We start from the raw sequence: 16,586 nt of genomic DNA on the forward strand, positions 1-16,586 counted from the left end.
AACGGGCCAGGGCGTACGTGCGGTCTGACCGCTTCAGGCGGCAAGCATGAGCCCGGCGAGGTAGAGGCCTCCGGAAACGGCGCAGACGAGCGTGACGAAGCCGGCCAACGCGATCCGCCAGCCGAGTGTCGCCCGGTCGAGGCGGAGGAAATAGCGAAGCACGGTCACGCCCTTGGCGGCCGCCGCGGCCAGGATGATCGCGGCCGCGAGCGGACCCGGCGCACCGGCGGTGAAAGCCGACAGGAGGGCGAGCGCGGCGAGGGCGAGTGCCGCCACATGAAGCTCTGTCATCGGGGTCACCGCACCAGATAGACGATCGGAAAGACAAGCAGCCAGATCAGGTCGACCATGTGCCAGAAGGCCGTTCCGGTCTCGACGTTGCACGCCTCGTTCCAGATAGCCACCACCCCGAGAACCGCGATCCCCATGATGACGTGCAGGGCATGGAATCCGGTGATCAGGAAATAGAGCGTGAAGAAGCGGTCGCCTTCGAGGCCGTAACCGGCAGACGCGAGATCCGCGTATTCTATCGCCTTCACCGCTACGAAAACCGCTCCCGATGCCATTGCGCCAACAAGGGCGAGGCGACCACTTCCGCCCCGGTGCACCTGTTCCAGCGCAACCGCCGCAAGCCAGCCGCTCGAAAGCAACACGAGCGTGTTGACGGAGCCGAGCATCACGTGGAGATGTCCTTGCGACGCGGCGAATGCCGATGGGTCCAGGGCCCGCGCCACGCTGAAGCCGGTCAGTAACGCGCCGAAGACGGCAAGCTCCCCCAGGATCAGGATCCACATCATCGGATTGCCGGGAAGCCCGTCCAGGGGACCCCAGCTTTCTTCCGCGCCGGCCGCCGTCTCGCTCACGCTTTCGTCTCCAACTGCGTTTGCGGGACGGATAGCAGGGCGCGGAGCGGCGCTCATTGTGCTGGAGCAAGCTTTCGGCAAGGAGCCGCGCCGAAGTTTGCGCGGCGACAACGTTCGCTGTCCTCCGGCCCACTAGGAAGGGGCACCGCCGGAATTTGCCGGAACCAACGGGAGACCCATCCATGCCGAGTGACAAAGGGAGCGCTGCCCCATGAGCGAGCGTTTCACCAAATCCGCCGCCCGCAATGTGTTTTACGGCGGCTCCGTGTTCTTCTTCGCGATCTTCGTCGGCCTGACCGCTCAGAGCCACTGGCATATCCTGACGACGTCGACCGACGTTTCGACCCTCACCGAAAGCGTCGTCCGCGGCAAGGAGGTGTGGGAGAAGAACTCCTGCATCAACTGTCATTCGCTGCTCGGCGAGGGCGCCTATTTCGCCCCCGAACTCGGAAATGTCTGGGTCCGCTACGGCGGCAAGGACGATGCGGAAGCCGCTCGCGAGGGGCTCATCGCCTGGATGCAGTCGCAGCCCACGGGAATCGAGGGGCGGCGGCAGATGCCGCAGTTCCACCTAACCGATCAGGAGCTCAACGACCTGGTCGATTTCCTTGAGTGGACAAGCCGCATCAATACCCAGAACTGGCCGCCGAACGACGCGGGCTGAGGGGGATCAATCCATGAAATACGCAAGTCAATGCGTGGCGTACTGGTACTTCACCTGCGCCATGGTCCTGTTCGGGGTGCAGATCCTTGCCGGCGCGCTCGCGGGGACGGTCTATGTGCTGCCGAATGTCCTGTCGGAACTGCTGCCCTTCAACATCATCCGGATGATCCATACCAATGCCTTGATCGTCTGGCTGCTGATGGGCTTCTTCGGCTGTGCTTATTATCTTGTGCCGGAAGAAGCCGAACGCGATATCGAAAGCCCGTTCCTCGCCTATGTGCAGCTCGGCCTGTTGATGTTCGGCGCGCTCGCCGCCGTGGTGGGCTACACGCAAGGCGTCCACGGGGGCCGCGAATTCCTGGAGCAACCGCTCTGGATCAAGATCGCCATCGTCGTGGTGGCGCTGATCTTCCTCTACAACGTATCGATGACGGTGCTGAAAGGGCGCAGGACTGCGGTCACCAACGTCCTGCTGCTCGGCCTGTGGGGTATCGCGGTCTTCTGGCTGTTCGCCTTCTATGCTCCCGACAACCTGAGCCTGGACAAGGTCTACTGGTGGTACATCGTGCACCTTTGGGTCGAGGGCGTGTGGGAACTCGTCATGGCTTCGGTGCTCGCCTTCCTGATGATCAAGACCACGGGCGTCGACCGCGAGGTCATCGAGAAGTGGCTTTACGCGATCGTCGGCCTGGCGCTTTTCTCGGGCCTGCTCGGCACCGGCCACCACTATTACTGGATCGGCGCGCCCGGCTACTGGCAGTGGATCGGCTCGATCTTCTCCGCGCTTGAAATCGCGCCCTTCTTCGCCATGGTGATCTTCGCCTTCAAGATGGTGTTCAAGGGGCGCAAGGACCATCCGAACCGCGCCGCCGTGCTCTGGTCGCTCGGCTGCACGGTCGGCGCTTTCTTCGGCGCGGGCATCTGGGGCTTCCTGCACACGCTGAGCTTCGTGAACTACTACACCCACGGAACGCAGGTGACGGCCGCCCACGGGCATCTCGCCTTCTTCGGCGCCTATGTGATGCTGAACCTTGCCCTCATCACCTATGCGATGCCCTATCTGCGCGGCAAGGCGCCGTACCATCAGACGCTCAACATCCTCTCCTTCTGGATCATGACCGGGGCGATGACGGTGATGACTTTCGCGCTCACCTTCGCTGGCGCGGTCCAGGTCCACCTGCAGCGGGTGATGGGCATCTCCTACATGGAAGTGCAGGACCAGATCGCCCCCTTCTACTGGGTGCGGCTCGGCTCGGGCGTGCTCGTGGCGATAGCGGCGCTCATGTACCTCTGGTCCGTCTTCGGGCCGGTGGGCGAGCGCAAGGCGACCGGCGCGAAGGTCGCGGTTCAGCCCGCCGAGTGATCATCGACGCCGGGCGGTTCCCCGCCGCCCGGCAGTCTTCACGACCGTTTAGGCCTGTCGTCCAGGAGACCTGCCCATGTCCGTCCTCACCACGTCCGCATCCGTTGAAGCCCTGCCTTTCTATTCGCCCTCGGGCGCCGAATGCGTCCTTTTCGACCATGCCTACCGCAACCGGCTCCCGGTTCTCCTGAAGGGACCGACCGGCTGCGGCAAGACGCGTTTCGTTGCCCATATGGCCGCCAGGCTTGGCCGCCCGCTCTACACCGTCTCCTGCCATGACGACCTCACGGCCGCCGATCTTACCGGACGCTATTTGCTCAAGGGCGGCGAGACCGTTTGGGTGGACGGGCCGCTGACGCGTGCCATTCGCGAGGGCGCGATCGTCTATCTCGACGAGGTCGTGGAGGCCCGCAAGGATGTCACGGTCGTGCTCCATCCCGTCACAGACGATCGGCGGATCCTGCCGCTGGAGCGCACCGGGGAGCTCCTCGAAGCCGCGCCCGGCTTCATGCTGGTTGTCTCCTACAATCCGGGATACCAGAACATTTTGAAGACCCTGAAACCCTCCACCCGCCAGCGTTTCGTCGCCATCGAATTCGGCTTCCCGGACCCGGACGCGGAAGCGGCGATCGTCGCGCGCGAGAGCGGTCTGCCAAAGGAGCGCTGCATGCCGCTGGTGAGGGTTGCCAACGCTCTGCGCGACCTGAAGGGGCAGGATCTGGAGGAAGGTGCCTCGACGCGGCTCCTCGTCTATGCGGCGACCCTGATCCGCGATGGCGTGAAGCCGGACGTCGCACTGGAGGCGGCGGTGCTCCAGCCGCTCACCGATGATCCCGAAGTCATGAAGGCGCTCGCCCGCGTCGCCGATATCGCGCTGGGCTGAGGAGAGGTCGCATGTCGATCTTTGAGCCGGAGGAGTTTGTCGGCGAGCATTGGCACAGGCTCATCGGCGGAGTGACCACCTATCGCCGTCACCCCGAAGCGTCCGTGTCGCTCGCCTCCATGCGACACCGCCTCGGCGTGCTTTATCGCGCACTCGGTGGCGACGGCGCGATCCGGATCGCCGAAAGTGCGCCGGTCGCCTCGCGCCACCGCCTGAGACTGGTCCAGAAGGTCGGGCTTGGCACCGAGAAAATGGAGTTGCCCATCCTCGACGAGGCGACCCTGCGCCTGCCCGGCGTCATCGATATCTTTCCAAGCCGAACCGACAACGAAGCGCTTTACGAATGGCTTGCCGCCTGGTTCGCCCATGCGGCCGCACCTTTGCCTGCATCCGGGGATTCCCTGCAGGACGATCTTGAGCGCCTGCGCGCGGCAGCCGCGACGACCCGCGCGACCCTGAACGCGTGGCCGGGTCTGCGCCGGCACTATGCGCGCCTCAGGGAGGCGACCCTCGCGGTTCGACCGGCAAGGGCGCTTCCGGCGACCGAGGCGCGGCTTGAGGCGTCGATCCTCGCTCTGCTGGGCGGCCGTCGCGATGCGTCGGACGTTTTCCTGCGGGCGATAGAGGACTCCGCCGTCGATCTCGCTGAATTCCGGGCACCCAGGGGGTATCGCACGTTCCTTCCGATTCCGCTCTTCGGCGATGTCGAGCGGAAGTCCGGTGGCGCGCGCCCCGACGACGGCGACGAGCCTGACGGCGAGTCCCTGTCGGTGGACGGCAAGCGCCGCCGCGCCGAGCGCCGCGCGAGCGACCAGAGCGACCGGGGAGACCCGCTTGTCTTCCACCGTTTCGAAACCATCTTCTCGATCTCCGAGATGGTCAACGTCAACCGCAAGGTGGACGACGATGACCAGGAAGGTGCAAGGCAGGCCGCCGACGACCTCCCTGAACTCACAATCGGCTCCAATAGAAAGCGGTCGTCGGTCCGCCTGAAGATGGACCTCGATCTTGCTCCGGCCGAGGCGGACGGCGACCCGCTCACGCATGGGATCACTTATCCCGAATGGGACTGGAAGAAGGGCGCCTACAGACCGGATCATTGCCGCGTCCTGGCGCGCGTCGCCGCCGAGGAAGGCGAGGACTGGGAGCCAGACGCCGCCATGCAGCGCAGGATCGCGGCGGTGCGGCGGCAATTCGAGGCCATGCGCCCCAGGCGGTTGCTCCTGCACGGCCAGCCCGACGGCGACGACCTTGACCTTTCGGCGCTGGTGCGTTCGGTGACCGACCGTCACGCCGGCGGACCCGGGTCGGAGCGCGTCTTTACCGCCGCGCGCGCCGTCGAACGGGATCTTTCACTGGCGGTGCTGATGGACGTCTCGCTGTCGACCGATGCCTGGATCGGCGAGCACCGCGTACTCGACGTGGAGAAGGGCGCGCTTCTCGCCCTCAGCTACGGCCTTACCGCCTGCGGCGACGAGCACGCCATATTCACATTCACCTCCCGTAAGCGAGCAGCAGTGACGGTTTCAACCGTCAAGGCGTTCGAGGAGCCGCTCGGCTCCGGTGTGATCCGCAGGATCTCGGCCCTGAAGCCCGGCCAATACACGCGCATGGGCGCGGCGGTCCGCCATGCCGCGAAAGTGCTGGCGAAGCGACCGCATCGCCAGCGCCTGCTGCTGCTGCTGACCGACGGCAAGCCCAACGACATGGATTATTACGAGGGACGCTATGGCATCGAGGATACCAGGGCCGCCATCCGCGAGGCGCGGCAGGAAGGGCTCAAGGTGTTCGGCGTGACCGTGGACGGCGAGGCAAGGGACTACTTCCCGTATCTGTTCGGGCGGGGCGGCTATGCGATCGTGCCGGATGCGGAGCGGCTGCCGGCAGCGCTACCTGCCATCTATCGCCAGTTGGTGCGCTGAGGGGCGACAGGAAATTGTGCCTGATTTCCATCGCCGGGCCGCTCTGACCGCAATGGGCGTCGGGGCGGTGTCCGGCGTCTGGCCCGTCACTTGAAGCGGGCGCCCAACTGGGCTGCACAGAAAAGCAGCCACGCCAAGGCCCAGAGCGCGGATCCCGCGACCAACAGGCCGGCATAGCTTTCGCCGAGCATCGGTGCCGAGACGCGGGCCACCGCCGACAGGTTCACTGCGGCGAGAGCGATGGCGCATGGCAGTTCGCCGGCCTTCGTACCGATACCCCGGGAGGTGCTGAGCCGGGTCATCACCGCCATCGTCATGCAGCCGATCGCGCCGGCGGTAAATGCATGGAGCGCGGTGTCCGGCGGTACGAATCCGAACGGTTCTCCGGTCATTGCAGCCAAGGCGGTCCCGACGACCACCCAAAGGTAGCCGGCATGCAGCGCCAGGACGTCGAACTGGCGGACAAGCCAGCCGCGCCACCTGAACAGGCGGATGCCTTGAAGGATCGCGGCAAGACCGAGTAGGGCCGTGGAAAGCCAGTACGCGGGAGTTATTGCCCAAGCAGCCAGAGCCGGGAAAATGACGGCAAGCAAGGCCACGTCGTAGCGGCCATAGGGCTCCGGCACCCTGTCCGCGCCGCGGTTTGCGAGCGCGTTGCGCGTCAGGCTCGGGACGAGCCGCCCGCCGACGGCGGAGATCAGCAGCACCGCGACGGCGACGCCGACCCTTGCGAGCATCGAGGCCGTGTCGTAGTCGGCGGCCAGGAGTCGGTGAGCGACCGACGCAACCGCAAGTACCGGGAAGAGCATGAGGCCATGGCGCGACTGTCTCGGGGCCTTCACCCGCGCTTCCCGAACAAGCGCCAGCGTCACCACGACAGGGAATGCCGCGTCGGCAGCGACAGCCAGCGGCAAAGGCGCGAGGAGCGGCACTATCCTTCCGGCCGCCCACAACGCGAACAGCAGGGCAAGCGGTTTCCCGGAAGCGGGCAGCTTTCCCGACCAGTTCGGCGTGGCTGACAAGAGGTAGCCGGCCATCACGGCGGGCAGGAAGCCGAAAACCATTTCATGGGCGTGCCATGCCATTGCGGGCATGCCTGCCACTTCCGCGACACCCGTCAGATACATCCATACCCATAAGGGTATGGAGACGACCGCCAGCGTCGAGGCCCCGAAGAAGAAAGGCCGGAACGAGGCGGAAAAGAGCCATCCAGCATCGGAGCGGGCGCGGCGGGCAGCGAGCGACGAGGAGGCAGACATGATCGGTTTTTCCTGGCCGGCAGGGTTCGGCGCGGTTTTACACCGCTGCCGAATGCCGTCCACCGCGCCCGAGATAGGCGTCGAATTCGGACGCGACCACACGGGCGATCTCGTGGCGGTGTCTGAGGATCCGCACCCGGCCGCCTTCTGTCGCCACCCATCCGGCCCTTTCCAGCGGGGCCAGCCTGCGGATGTCCTCGCTGAAGGCCTCGAGGGTCTCGCCGTGCCGGGCGGCGACTTCCGTGAGGCTCACCTCGAACCGACACAGCAGTTCCTCGATAACGTCGGCGCGTAGGCGGTCGTCACCCTCATAGGCCTTGCCGCGGGCCGTCGGTAGCCGGCCGGACTCGATAGCCCGCCGCCAGCCATGATTATCCGGCGCGTTCTGGACAAAGCCCCAGGGTGTTTTGCTGATAGACGAGGCTCCGATGCCGATCAGCGTCGTTGCCGCGTCGTCGGTATAACCCTGGAAGTTCCGGTGCAGCCGGCCCTCGTTCTGGGCAGCAGTCAGCGGGTCGTCCGGAAGGGCGAAGTGGTCGATGCCGATTTCGACATAGCCGCTGTCCTCCAGAATTTCCCGGGCAAGTGCGGCCTGCCGGATACGGGCCTCGGCGTCCGGCAGCGTCGCTTCGTCGATGAGCCTTTGATGAGATTTCATCCAGGGCACGTGGGCATAGCCGAATATGGCGAAGCGGCTTGGCCGCAACTCGACGACGCGCTCGGTCGTGTCGCGAATGACGTCGAGGTTCTGGAGCGGAAGACCGTACATCAGGTCGGCATTGATCGCCGTGATCCCTGCCTCGCGCAAGGCAGCGAAGGAGGCTTCGACGACAGGCAACGGCTGGATGCGGGCGATCGCCTTCTGCACTGCCGGGTCGAGGGTCTGAACCCCGAGGCTCGCCCGGTTGATGCCGAGAGCGGCAAGGCGCCTTGCACCTTCCGCCGTTACATGGCGCGGGTCGAGTTCGATCGCATGCTCCATGTCGGGCCGGAAACGGAAGCGATCCTGAAGGTCTTGCACGATCGCCGCGAAACAGTCGGGCGGCAGGATATTCGGCGTACCGCCGCCCCAGTGGATATGAGACACCGCGACAGGGCCAAGCCGGTCGGCAAGCAGGGCGATCTCATCGTGAATGACCGCGGCATAGGCGCGGACCGGGTCGTCCCGCAGCGCCGCCTTGGTAGTGCAGCCGCAATAGTTGCAGATGGTTCGGCAGAAGGGGACATGCAGGTAGAGCGAGATTGCCTCGCCGGTCTCGCGCACCTTTTCCAGCCAGCCGCCATATGTGCCGGCATCCACCTTTGCCGAAAAATGCGGGGCAGTTGGATAGGACGTATATCGGGGCACCATGCGGCGCGCGGTGTCGAGCAGTGTGGGAGCGGGAAGAAAAGGCGCATTCATGGCGAGGGTATCCGTCGGGCTGTCCGTTCTTGACCAAGCGATAGCCCGCGAATTGCGTCCGCTCGTTGCTCCCGCGCAAAGAAGACAGGATGTCGCAGGTCTATCCTTCAAACCCAAGAGAAGGAGACCCGAGCATGTCGACGGCCCTTGCAGTTCCCATCACCGCCGAGACGATTCTCGACGACCTCATGACCACCTACAAGGTGACTATTCCGATCTTCATCCGCCGGAAGATGATGTGCATAGGCTGCCCGGTGGTACGGCTGCATGACGTTCGTGAAGCCTGTCACGAACATGGCGTGCCGCTGGACGAGTTCCTCGCCGAGGTCAACGGCGTGATTGCCGAAGGTTCCGCGGCCAGCGGAGGCTCAGTCTCCTGAGACGGACTGAACACCGTCCCACCGCGTCATCCGCTCCCCGGGGTCGATGCCAAGCCAGATCAGCGCCCGCGCCGCGATTTCCCGGACCGCATCCTCAATCGTTTGCGGTTTCGCATAGAAATGCGGGACGGGTGGCGCGATCACCACCCCCATGCGCGACAGCGTCAGCATCGAATTCAGGTGGATTTCGTGCAGGGGCGCTTCGCGCGGCAAAAGTACCAGCCTGCGGCGCTCCTTGAGCGTCACATCGGCGGCGCGGGTGAGCAGGCCGTCACCGAAGCCATGCGCGATCGCCGAGAGCGTCCGCATGGAGCAGGGCGCGACGATCATTCCGTCCGTATCGAAGGAGCCGCTGGCGATCGGAGCGGCGATGTCGGTCGCCTCGTGAACGGCTGTCGCCATATCGTGCAGTTGTTCAAGCCCATGGGACCCGAGTTCGTGCGCGATGGTGACGGGGGCCGAGGCGGAGACGACGAGATGCGTCTCGGCGCCCGCGTCCCGCAGTTGGCGCAGCGTTTCAAGGGCAAGCATGGAGCCGGACGCTCCGGTTGCGCCGACCACGATCCTCATGATGCCCTCCCGACCATGCTGGTCGCGCCAAAGAGTTCATTCCATCGGTCCTCGACGCGGCGTGCGGTGGCTGCGTCCATGACGAGGGTCTCGCCCCAGTCGCGTGTGGTCTCGCTGCCGATCTTGCGCGTGGCGTCGATGCCGAGCTTGCCACCAAGGCCCGGTAGGGGGGAGGCGAAGTCGAGGTGGTCGATGGGAGTGCGGTTTATGGTGACGAGGTCGCGCGAGGGGTCCATGCGGGTCGCCACCGCCCACATCACGTCGCTCCAGGAGCGGATGTCGACGTCGCCATCGATCACGATCAGCAATTTTGTCATGGTGAATTGCGGCAGAAGGGACCACAGGCCCATCATGACGCGCCGGGCCTGGCCGGGATAACGCTTGTCGATGGCGATGACCGCAATCCGGTACGAGCATGCCTCGGGCGGCAGCCAGATGTCGAGCACCTCCGGCAGTTGTTGCCGCAGGAGGGGCTTGAACACTTCCAGCATTGCGTCGCCGATCACCGACGGTTCGTCGGGCGCGCGCCCGGTAAAGGTGCTGAGATAGACCGCATCCTGTCGCATGCGGATGTGCCTGAGCCGGAATACGGGGAAGGACTCTGGTCGATTGTAGTATCCTGTATGGTCACCAAATGGACCCTCCATGGCAGTTTCCGAGGCCGAAACGGTACCCTCCAGGACGATTTCCGCGCTGGCTGGAACGTGCAGCGGGATGGAGCGGCAGGCCACGAGGTCGGGGCGCCGCCCGCCTACCACCCCCGCCAGCGCGAGTTCGCTGACACCTTCCGGCGCGGGCATGACGGCGGCGAGCATCGTTGCCGGATCCGCGCCGATCACGACGGCTACAGGCATCTCCGCCTCCTTGCGCATCCATTCCCGGTGATGCGCCGCGCCGCCGCGCATGGGGAGCCACCGTATGATGGCCCGGTCGCGATCCAGAACCTGCATCCGGTAGACGCCGAGATTGTAGGCGGATGGGTTGTCGGGCCCAGGCGGCCGCGTGACCACCACGGGCCAGGTGATCAGCGGTCCTGCGTCGCCGGGCCAGCAGGTCTGGACGGGAAGCCGGCCGAGGTCGGGTGGGACGGCGACAAGCGGCACGGTGTCGCGAACGATACGGTGGCGCGAACGCAAGGCAGAGCGAGCTGCGGGGAAGGCGCTTCGGGCCTCCGCAAGCGTCGTTGGTGGACGGGGTGAGCGCATCCAGGCCATCATCCGGCCGAGCGCGCCCAGCCCGGCCATGTCGGTCCCAAGCCCGGCGGCCACCCTCTCGCGCGTGCCGAACAGGTTGACGACGAGCGGCACCGGGATTGGGCTCCCCTCGCATACAGGTTCGTCGAACCGAAGAACCGGTCCGCCTTGCGCGATGATCCTGCGATGGATTTCCGCCGCCTCCAGGCGAACGTCCACCGGAAGCCCGATACGCTCGCAATTTCCGAGGCCGGTCTGGTAATCGACGAAGGTCTTGAGGTCAGGGAAGGGGGGCAGCTTTCTTGTATGCATGCGCGTCTCCGGGGGCGTGCACCCTGCCATCCGGATATCCCGCTTTCTTTGCGCCAGGACAAATACCGCCGCTCCAGCCTCGACTAAGCAGGGTCTCGAAGGAGCGACGCATGGTTGAACCCGTAACCGGCGAACTGCCCGGCCTGTTGAGACGCCTGGCAAACCCGCCCCCACTCGTCCGGGAGCTTGGCGCCATGCCTCTTGGCGCGGTGCTGACACGGGCCGTCCGCGATCTGGCGCGACGCCGGCCCGAGATATTCTCGCGCCTGAATGAACACCGCACGAGATCCTTCGTGATCGCCCCGACCGACCTCGGCCTTTCGTTCCGGATGGTGCCGAACGGCGTTCGCGCCACCGTGGCGGTGAGTGCGCGGGGGCAATTCGAAGGGGATGTCCATGTGCGCGGGCCGATCCTCGCTCTTCTGGGCCTGCTCGACGGCACTCTGGACGGCGACGCCCTGTTCTTCGACCGGACGATCGCGGTGAGCGGGCGCACCGACGCCCTGCTTGCATTGCGCAACGCGATCGAGGACGCCGAACTCAAGCCTTCCGATCTGCTTGGCCTGAGCGGAGGTCTTGGCCGGGTCGCCGATTTCCGCGTACCCAAGGTTCTTTCAAAGCTGAGGCGCATGGCCGGAATGCCGCTCGACGAGGTGACCCCATGAGCCTCGAACTCGTATGTCCGGCCGGAACGCCGGCCGCCCTGCGCGCCGCAGTCGAGGCAGGTGCCCATTCCGTCTATTGCGGCTTCCGCGACGAGACGAACGCGCGCAACTTCCCGGGCCTCAATTTCTCGCCCGACGAACTCAATGACGCCGTCGCCTTTGCCCATGCGCGCGGGGCAAAGGTCCTGGTCGCGATCAATACCTTCGCGAAGGCGGGAGCCGCCGATCCCTGGAAACGCGCCGTCGCCGTGGCCGAGGATAGCGGCGCCGACGCCGTGATCCTTGCCGACATTGCCGTCCTGGACCATGCAGCGTCGAAACATCCCGGCTTGCGGCTGCATCTCTCCGTTCAGGCGGCGGCCGCCACGCCGGAGGCCATAGGCTTCTATGCGAAAACCTTCGGCGTGAAGCGCGTCGTGCTGCCGCGCGTGCTTTCCGTGGAGGAGATCGCGGTCCTCAACAAGGCGATCGATGTGGAGACGGAAGTGTTCGTCTTCGGCGGCCTGTGTCCGATGACCGAGGGACGGTGTTCGCTGTCATCCTATGCGACCGGCCGTTCTCCGAACCTGTCGGGTGTCTGCTCGCCGCCGGAGCATGTGGCCTACGAAGACGACGCGCAAGGGAAGACGGCGCGCCTTGCCGGCTTCGCGATCGACCGCTTCGCGCCTGACGAGGCCGCCGGCTACCCGACGCTCTGCAAGGGCAGGTTCGTGGTCCAGGGCAAGGCTTCCTATCTTTTCGAGGATCCGGTCAGCCTCAACGCGGCAGGCCTTGTCGAGCGACTCGCCACCGCCGGGGTCACCGCGCTGAAGATCGAGGGGCGGCAGCGCGGCAAGGGCTATGTCGCGGAAGTGGTGCGCACGTTCCGCGCCGTGGTGGACGCCGTGGAGGCCGGGCGCGATCCGGTGGAGGCGGAGCGCATTCTCGCAAGGCTCGTCGAGGGCGGACGCCAGACTTCCGGCGCTTACCGGAAGCAATGGAGGTAACGCGTATGCCCCAGGTTCGCCTTACGCTCGGGCCCGTCCTTTTTAACTGGAGCGCCGAACGGCTGATCGCGTTTTACCGCGGCATCGCAGCGTCCGGCGTGTTCGACCGCGTCCATATCGGCGAAGTCGTCTGCGGCAAGCGGATGCCGTTCTCGGATCCGGTCTGGCCGGACGCGATCGAGTTGCTCGAAGAGGCCGGCATCGAGGTCGTGCTCTCCACGCTGGCATTGCCTGGCACCGTGCGCGAGCGGAAATCCATCGCCGAGATCTGCGGGGATGCGCGCATGGTCGAAATCAACGACCTGACGGCCCTTCCCGGCAGGGCGGGGCGGCCTTTCGTGGCAGGCCCCTTCGTCAACATCTACAATGAAGGAACGGCGGCATTTTTCGCCGCGCGCGGCGCGACCACGCTCTGCCTGCCGGTCGAGCTGACGCTGGCATCGGCCTCCGCAATTGCAGCGGCATGCCCCGACGTCGAAACGGAGATCTTCGCCTTCGGGCGGTTGCCACTTGCGCTGTCCAGCCGCTGTTATCATGCCCGGCTGCATGGCCTTCACAAGGACTCCTGTCAGTTCGTTTGCGAGAAGGATCCGGACGGAGTGGCAGTGGATACGCTGGAAGGCCGGCCGTTCCTCGCGGCGAACGGGATCCAGACCCTGTCGCATGGCGTCCAGGCCTGGCTGCCGACGGAACCGGAAGCGCTGAATACAGGCGTGCGGCGCCTCAGGCTCTCGCCTCAGGCTGCGATCGACATGGCATCCGTCGGCAAGGTCTATCGGGCGGTCCTCGACGGAGCGATGACGCGCACCGAAGCGCTCCGGCAACTCTCCGCCATGGAGCTTCCCGGCGAACTCGTGGACGGCTATCCCAGGGGCGTGCCGGGATGCACGATCGCAGCCCCGGCCTGATGATGACAGGATACCCATTGGGGAGCTTCAGCCTGCCCTTTATCGCGCGATTGTCGCGCAAAGCGATTTGAGGAGCCGCCATGTCGAGGCCAGCCTGCATTGCCATTGTCACTGTTTCGGACCGGGCGAGTTCAGGAGAGTACGAGGATCTCGGGGGCCCCTCCGTTCATGCATGGCTGGACGCGGCGATATCGAGCCCATGGCGGGCGATCAGGCTGGTCGTGCCGGACGGGATCGGGAGCGTCAGCGGAAGCCTGCTCGAACTCTGCGATCGCGAGGGAGCCGATCTCGTGCTGACGACAGGGGGCACCGGACCGTCTCCCCGCGATCTCACGCCGGAGGCAACGCTGGCCGTGGTGGAGAGGGAACTTCCCGGTTTCGGAGAACTGATGCGCCGCGTCAGCCTCGAACATGTGCCCACGGCCATCCTCTCCAGGCAAACAGCCGGAACCCGGGGGCGGTCGTTGATCGTCAATCTGCCCGGGAAGCCAGCTTCGATTGCGGTTTGCCTGGCTGCGGTTTTTCCGGCGATCCCCTATTGTCTCGATCTGATCGGGGCGGCGCGGATCGAGACGCGCCCGGAAATCGTCGCCGCTTTTCGACCGAAATAGGTGCTCACGCTTTCCGTTGCCGCGCCTGGCCTGAGCGCGAGGACGAGGGCAGGCGGAAAAGCCGGACCTCAAGAAACGAAAGCGGCGGTGCCTCCGTCAGAGAGGCACCGCCGAATTCCCTTCGGTCAGAGCGATTTGCAAGTTCGCGATCGCTCCAGGATCATCGCTCTAGTTGCCCCCTCCACCCGAAGACCCGCACCCGCAGCCGGCGTCATGGACGTGCGGTGCCGCGACGGCGGTTTCCGTCCGACCGAGGACGACGCGCCACTCCTCCGGTCCCTGCTTTCGGTAGTCCCAGGTAAATTGACCCGAAAGCAACTCGTGGAACTGATGCAGGAGGCCGAGCGGGTCGTGGTCGTTGACCAGTTCGAACGCCTCGCCGGGGGCCAAGGCTTCGAAGTGCCGGAAAACGAGCACATGACGCTGGGGCCGGGGAAGCGGGCGAAGATCTATGCTTGGCGTTTCTGCGATGGATGCGGACATGACGGGACTCCCGAGATTGTATGCGGGAGTCTCAGTAGCTGCGGGTGTGCCGCCCAACGTTGTCGCGCAGCAAACTATTCCGGTTTTTCGGCAAGCACATGAAGCTTGTGAGCGTCCTTGACCAGCACCTTCTTGCGGGCGCTCGCGACGAGGCCCTTTGCTTCCCAGCCGGTCATCACCCGGCTGACGGTGTGCAGGGTCGTGCCCGTCATCTCTGCGATGTCCTGCCTGGTGATCGGGAAATCGATCAGGATGCCTTCATCGGTCTTTCTGCCCGCCTGCTGCACGAGCCTGAGCAGCGCATGGGCGACGCGGCGCTCGACTTCCTCCGTGGAGAGCTCGCGGATTCGGGTGTGGGCATCCTGAAGCCGTTGCCCGACCGTCTGGAGGGCATTCATGGCCAGGACCGGGCTGCGTGCTATGAACGATTCCCACTGGCTGGAAGGCCAGGCGAGCATGAGGCTGTCGACGACTGCAATTGCTGTTGCGGGGAAGTCCGTCCGGCGCATCGCTCTTGCGATTCCGAAGATATCGCCCGGGCTTACGTGGCGGACGACGACCTGCTGGCCGTCGACAGTGGTCTGGACGACTTTCAGCCTGCCATGGAGCAGGGCAAAGAACTCCGTCGCTGTCTGACCCTGCTCGAACACGGTCTTTCCGTCGGCAACCTGGCGCGCTGAGGCAGTCGAAAGGACGGCGTCCAGATCTTCGTCGGTCATCGACCTGAAGATGCTGAGATCCCTGATCAGGGAACGGTCGAGCTTTCTTTGCGGCATTCCTTCCTCCGGCTGCGCGGATCATACAACGGCTGCTTCCCGCTTGAATAGCATGCTGGCGTTGGAGGGAAAGGTACTGCCGATTTGGCCGATAACCTGACCTGAGTTTGCCTTTTCGCAAAAACCGTCCGCGCGAATGGGTGTTTTCTCCCTCTCAACGGCAATCGAGCCGTCAACGAGGAAAGGAACCAAGCCATGCTGACCCGCCATACAGCCCTGATCGGCGTTGCCCTGGCTGCCCTGATGGCAGGGGCGCCGGCCATAGCGGAGGAAGGCCCCAACCCGACCTTGAAGGCGGTCGCACAGGCGGACCAGACCGTAAACCTGCCGCGCGTCAAGGCCAAACTCCTCGCTCCGCCGGCCGTGATGGAGCACGATCAGGTCGCTGTCGGCGGCCCCAAGGTCGTCGAGTTCACCATGACCATCGAGGAGAAGGAGATCGTGGTCGACGACGAGGGCACGACCTTCCAGGCAATGACCTTCGATGGCAGCATGCCCGGACCGACCATGGTGGTGCACGAGGGTGACTATGTCGAACTGACATTGATCAATCCCGAGACGAATTCGATGCCGCACAACATCGATTTCCACGCGGCGACCGGCGCGCTCGGCGGTGCTCAGTTGACTTTGATCAACCCCGGGGAGCAAGCCACCCTTCGCTTCAAGGCGACACGGCAGGGCACCTTCGTCTATCACTGTGCCCCTCCGGGAATGGTGCCGTGGCATGTGGTGAGCGGCATGAGCGGCACCATCATGGTGTTGCCGCGCGAAGGCCTGAAGGACGAAGCCGGAAACCCGGTCAAGTATGACAAGGCCTATACGATCGGCGAGTTCGACCTCTACATCCCGAGGGACGCGGAAGGGGACTATATCGACTATGAAACCCCCGGCGATTCCTACGCCGACACAGTGGAGGTGATGAAGGGTCTCGTCCCGACGCATGTGGTCTTCAACGGGGCAAAGGGTGCGCTGACGGGAGAGAAGGCGATGACGGCCAACGTCGGCGAGACGGTGCTCTTCATCCACTCGACCGCCAACCGCGACACCCGCCCGCACCTGATCGGCGGCCACGGCGATTACGTCTGGGAGCGTGGCAAGTTCACCAATGCGCCGGAGAAGGACCTCGAAACCTGGTTCGTTGCGGGCGGCAGCGCAGGCGTTGCAACCTACACATTCCTGCAGCCCGGCATCTACGCCTATGTGAACCACAATCTGATCGAGGCCGCTGAGCTTGGCGCTACCGCCCATGTCAAGGTCGAGGGCGAGTGGAACGACGACCTGATGAAACAGGTCACCGCCCCTGGCCCGATCGTCGGTCAGTAAGCGCCGGCCACCTTGAGGCCCGC

Annotated in this window: 18 protein-coding genes; 10 read left to right on the forward strand and 8 right to left on the reverse strand. The window is 65.0% G+C overall.

Translation table 11 applies throughout. The features are described from left to right. Positions 1 to 33: 33 nt before the first annotated feature. Both H2509_RS00920 and H2509_RS00925 read right to left on the reverse strand, forming a co-directional pair. Positions 34 to 291, reverse strand: a complete 258-nt coding sequence (locus H2509_RS00920; protein WP_182161365.1) for a cytochrome C oxidase subunit IV family protein — start codon at positions 289 to 291, stop codon at positions 34 to 36. Between the two features lie 5 nt (positions 292 to 296). Further along, a complete protein-coding gene (locus H2509_RS00925) occupies positions 297 to 863 on the reverse strand; it encodes a cytochrome c oxidase subunit 3 (protein ID WP_328804938.1) in 567 nt (188 codons plus the stop codon). Positions 864 to 1,074: 211 nt separating this feature from the next. On the opposite strand from H2509_RS00925, the gene H2509_RS00930 reads away from it, so the two are divergent. The 4 genes from H2509_RS00930 (at position 1,075) to H2509_RS00945 (ending at position 5,695) form a co-directional block, all read left to right on the forward strand. Then, on the forward strand, positions 1,075 to 1,527 hold the full coding sequence (locus H2509_RS00930) for a c-type cytochrome (RefSeq protein WP_182161369.1): 453 nt from the start codon (positions 1,075 to 1,077) through the stop codon (positions 1,525 to 1,527). Positions 1,528 to 1,540: 13 nt separating this feature from the next. Next, positions 1,541 to 2,890 carry a cbb3-type cytochrome c oxidase subunit I gene (locus H2509_RS00935; RefSeq protein ID WP_182161371.1) on the forward strand — a complete coding sequence of 450 codons (1,350 nt, stop codon included), beginning with the start codon at positions 1,541 to 1,543 and terminating at the stop codon, positions 2,888 to 2,890. 76 nt (positions 2,891 to 2,966) lie between these two features. Continuing rightward, positions 2,967 to 3,773 (forward strand): CbbQ/NirQ/NorQ/GpvN family protein, encoded by an 807-nt coding sequence (locus tag H2509_RS00940; RefSeq protein ID WP_182161373.1) that lies wholly within the window; start codon positions 2,967 to 2,969, stop codon positions 3,771 to 3,773. A gap of 11 nt (positions 3,774 to 3,784) precedes the next feature. Next, complete coding sequence (locus tag H2509_RS00945; RefSeq protein ID WP_182161375.1) at positions 3,785 to 5,695, forward strand: nitric oxide reductase activation protein NorD; 1,911 nt, start codon at positions 3,785 to 3,787, stop codon at positions 5,693 to 5,695. 86 nt (positions 5,696 to 5,781) lie between these two features. On the opposite strand, the gene H2509_RS00950 is transcribed toward H2509_RS00945, so the two are convergent. Together H2509_RS00950 and hemN are read right to left on the reverse strand one after the other, a co-directional pair. Next, a complete protein-coding gene (locus tag H2509_RS00950) occupies positions 5,782 to 6,954 on the reverse strand; it encodes an NnrS family protein (RefSeq protein ID WP_182161377.1) in 1,173 nt (390 codons plus the stop codon). Positions 6,955 to 6,991: 37 nt separating this feature from the next. Beyond that, complete coding sequence (gene hemN, locus H2509_RS00955; RefSeq protein ID WP_182161379.1) at positions 6,992 to 8,356, reverse strand: oxygen-independent coproporphyrinogen III oxidase; 1,365 nt, start codon at positions 8,354 to 8,356, stop codon at positions 6,992 to 6,994. A gap of 134 nt (positions 8,357 to 8,490) precedes the next feature. Between hemN and H2509_RS00960 the strand changes: the two genes are divergently transcribed. After that, the gene (locus H2509_RS00960) at positions 8,491 to 8,736 is read left to right on the forward strand and encodes a DUF1858 domain-containing protein (RefSeq protein WP_182161381.1); all 246 of its coding nucleotides are present in this window, start codon (positions 8,491 to 8,493) and stop codon (positions 8,734 to 8,736) included. Here the strand turns inward: H2509_RS00960 and H2509_RS00965 are convergent. Both H2509_RS00965 and H2509_RS00970 read right to left on the reverse strand, forming a co-directional pair. Then, positions 8,725 to 9,306, reverse strand: a complete 582-nt coding sequence (locus H2509_RS00965) for a UbiX family flavin prenyltransferase (protein ID WP_182161383.1) — start codon at positions 9,304 to 9,306, stop codon at positions 8,725 to 8,727. The two genes, H2509_RS00960 and H2509_RS00965, sit on opposite strands and share 12 nt — an antisense overlap. Then, on the reverse strand, positions 9,303 to 10,811 hold the full coding sequence (locus tag H2509_RS00970) for a UbiD family decarboxylase (RefSeq protein ID WP_182161385.1): 1,509 nt from the start codon (positions 10,809 to 10,811) through the stop codon (positions 9,303 to 9,305). The genes H2509_RS00965 and H2509_RS00970 overlap by 4 nt, the downstream gene beginning before the upstream one ends. A 110-nt stretch (positions 10,812 to 10,921) precedes the next feature. On the opposite strand from H2509_RS00970, the gene ubiT reads away from it, so the two are divergent. The 4 genes from ubiT to mog all read left to right on the forward strand — a co-directional run bounded on the left by ubiT (position 10,922) and on the right by mog (position 13,981). Further along, positions 10,922 to 11,476, forward strand: a complete 555-nt coding sequence (gene ubiT / locus H2509_RS00975) for a ubiquinone anaerobic biosynthesis accessory factor UbiT (RefSeq protein ID WP_182161387.1) — start codon at positions 10,922 to 10,924, stop codon at positions 11,474 to 11,476. Next, a complete protein-coding gene (gene ubiU, locus H2509_RS00980) occupies positions 11,473 to 12,462 on the forward strand; it encodes a ubiquinone anaerobic biosynthesis protein UbiU (RefSeq protein ID WP_182161389.1) in 990 nt (329 codons plus the stop codon). Before ubiT ends, ubiU begins: the two co-directional genes overlap by 4 nt. A 5-nt stretch (positions 12,463 to 12,467) precedes the next feature. Beyond that, entirely contained in the window at positions 12,468 to 13,370 is a 903-nt protein-coding gene (gene ubiV / locus H2509_RS00985) for a ubiquinone anaerobic biosynthesis protein UbiV (RefSeq protein WP_182161391.1), read from the forward strand. 80 nt (positions 13,371 to 13,450) lie between these two features. Next, entirely contained in the window at positions 13,451 to 13,981 is a 531-nt protein-coding gene (gene mog / locus H2509_RS00990) for a molybdopterin adenylyltransferase (RefSeq protein WP_182161393.1), read from the forward strand. A 168-nt stretch (positions 13,982 to 14,149) separates the two neighbouring features. On the opposite strand, the gene H2509_RS00995 is transcribed toward mog, so the two are convergent. Together H2509_RS00995 and H2509_RS01000 are read right to left on the reverse strand one after the other, a co-directional pair. Continuing rightward, entirely contained in the window at positions 14,150 to 14,464 is a 315-nt protein-coding gene (locus tag H2509_RS00995) for a DUF2249 domain-containing protein (RefSeq protein WP_182161395.1), read from the reverse strand. Between the two features lie 74 nt (positions 14,465 to 14,538). Beyond that, positions 14,539 to 15,240, reverse strand: a complete 702-nt coding sequence (locus H2509_RS01000) for a Crp/Fnr family transcriptional regulator (RefSeq protein ID WP_182161397.1) — start codon at positions 15,238 to 15,240, stop codon at positions 14,539 to 14,541. A gap of 195 nt (positions 15,241 to 15,435) precedes the next feature. On the opposite strand from H2509_RS01000, the gene nirK reads away from it, so the two are divergent. Beyond that, the gene (nirK, locus tag H2509_RS01005) at positions 15,436 to 16,563 is read left to right on the forward strand and encodes a copper-containing nitrite reductase (protein ID WP_182161399.1); all 1,128 of its coding nucleotides are present in this window, start codon (positions 15,436 to 15,438) and stop codon (positions 16,561 to 16,563) included. Positions 16,564 to 16,586 lie beyond the last annotated feature (23 nt).

This window comes from Stappia albiluteola (genome assembly GCF_014050225.1).
In the GTDB taxonomy this organism is placed as follows: Bacteria; Pseudomonadota; Alphaproteobacteria; order Rhizobiales; family Stappiaceae; genus Hongsoonwoonella; species Hongsoonwoonella albiluteola.

Bases quoted from the DNA above. Each gene is read 5' to 3' on its own strand.
- H2509_RS00920 (WP_182161365.1), bottom strand. From the start codon at position 291: ATGACAGAGCTTCATGTGGCGGCACTCGCCCTCGCCGCGCTCGCCCTC.
- H2509_RS00930 (WP_182161369.1), top strand. From the start codon at position 1,075: ATGAGCGAGCGTTTCACCAAATCCGCCGCCCGCAATGTGTTTTACGGC.
- H2509_RS00935 (WP_182161371.1), top strand. From the start codon at position 1,541: ATGAAATACGCAAGTCAATGCGTGGCGTACTGGTACTTCACCTGCGCC.
- H2509_RS00940 (WP_182161373.1), top strand. From the start codon at position 2,967: ATGTCCGTCCTCACCACGTCCGCATCCGTTGAAGCCCTGCCTTTCTAT.
- H2509_RS00945 (WP_182161375.1), top strand. From the start codon at position 3,785: ATGTCGATCTTTGAGCCGGAGGAGTTTGTCGGCGAGCATTGGCACAGG.
- H2509_RS00950 (WP_182161377.1), bottom strand. From the start codon at position 6,954: ATGTCTGCCTCCTCGTCGCTCGCTGCCCGCCGCGCCCGCTCCGATGCT.
- hemN (WP_182161379.1), bottom strand. From the start codon at position 8,356: ATGAATGCGCCTTTTCTTCCCGCTCCCACACTGCTCGACACCGCGCGC.
- H2509_RS00960 (WP_182161381.1), top strand. From the start codon at position 8,491: ATGTCGACGGCCCTTGCAGTTCCCATCACCGCCGAGACGATTCTCGAC.
- H2509_RS00965 (WP_182161383.1), bottom strand. From the start codon at position 9,306: ATGAGGATCGTGGTCGGCGCAACCGGAGCGTCCGGCTCCATGCTTGCC.
- H2509_RS00970 (WP_182161385.1), bottom strand. From the start codon at position 10,811: ATGCATACAAGAAAGCTGCCCCCCTTCCCTGACCTCAAGACCTTCGTC.
- ubiT (WP_182161387.1), top strand. From the start codon at position 10,922: ATGGTTGAACCCGTAACCGGCGAACTGCCCGGCCTGTTGAGACGCCTG.
- ubiU (WP_182161389.1), top strand. From the start codon at position 11,473: ATGAGCCTCGAACTCGTATGTCCGGCCGGAACGCCGGCCGCCCTGCGC.
- ubiV (WP_182161391.1), top strand. From the start codon at position 12,468: ATGCCCCAGGTTCGCCTTACGCTCGGGCCCGTCCTTTTTAACTGGAGC.
- mog (WP_182161393.1), top strand. From the start codon at position 13,451: ATGTCGAGGCCAGCCTGCATTGCCATTGTCACTGTTTCGGACCGGGCG.
- H2509_RS00995 (WP_182161395.1), bottom strand. From the start codon at position 14,464: ATGTCCGCATCCATCGCAGAAACGCCAAGCATAGATCTTCGCCCGCTT.
- H2509_RS01000 (WP_182161397.1), bottom strand. From the start codon at position 15,240: ATGCCGCAAAGAAAGCTCGACCGTTCCCTGATCAGGGATCTCAGCATC.
- nirK (WP_182161399.1), top strand. From the start codon at position 15,436: ATGCTGACCCGCCATACAGCCCTGATCGGCGTTGCCCTGGCTGCCCTG.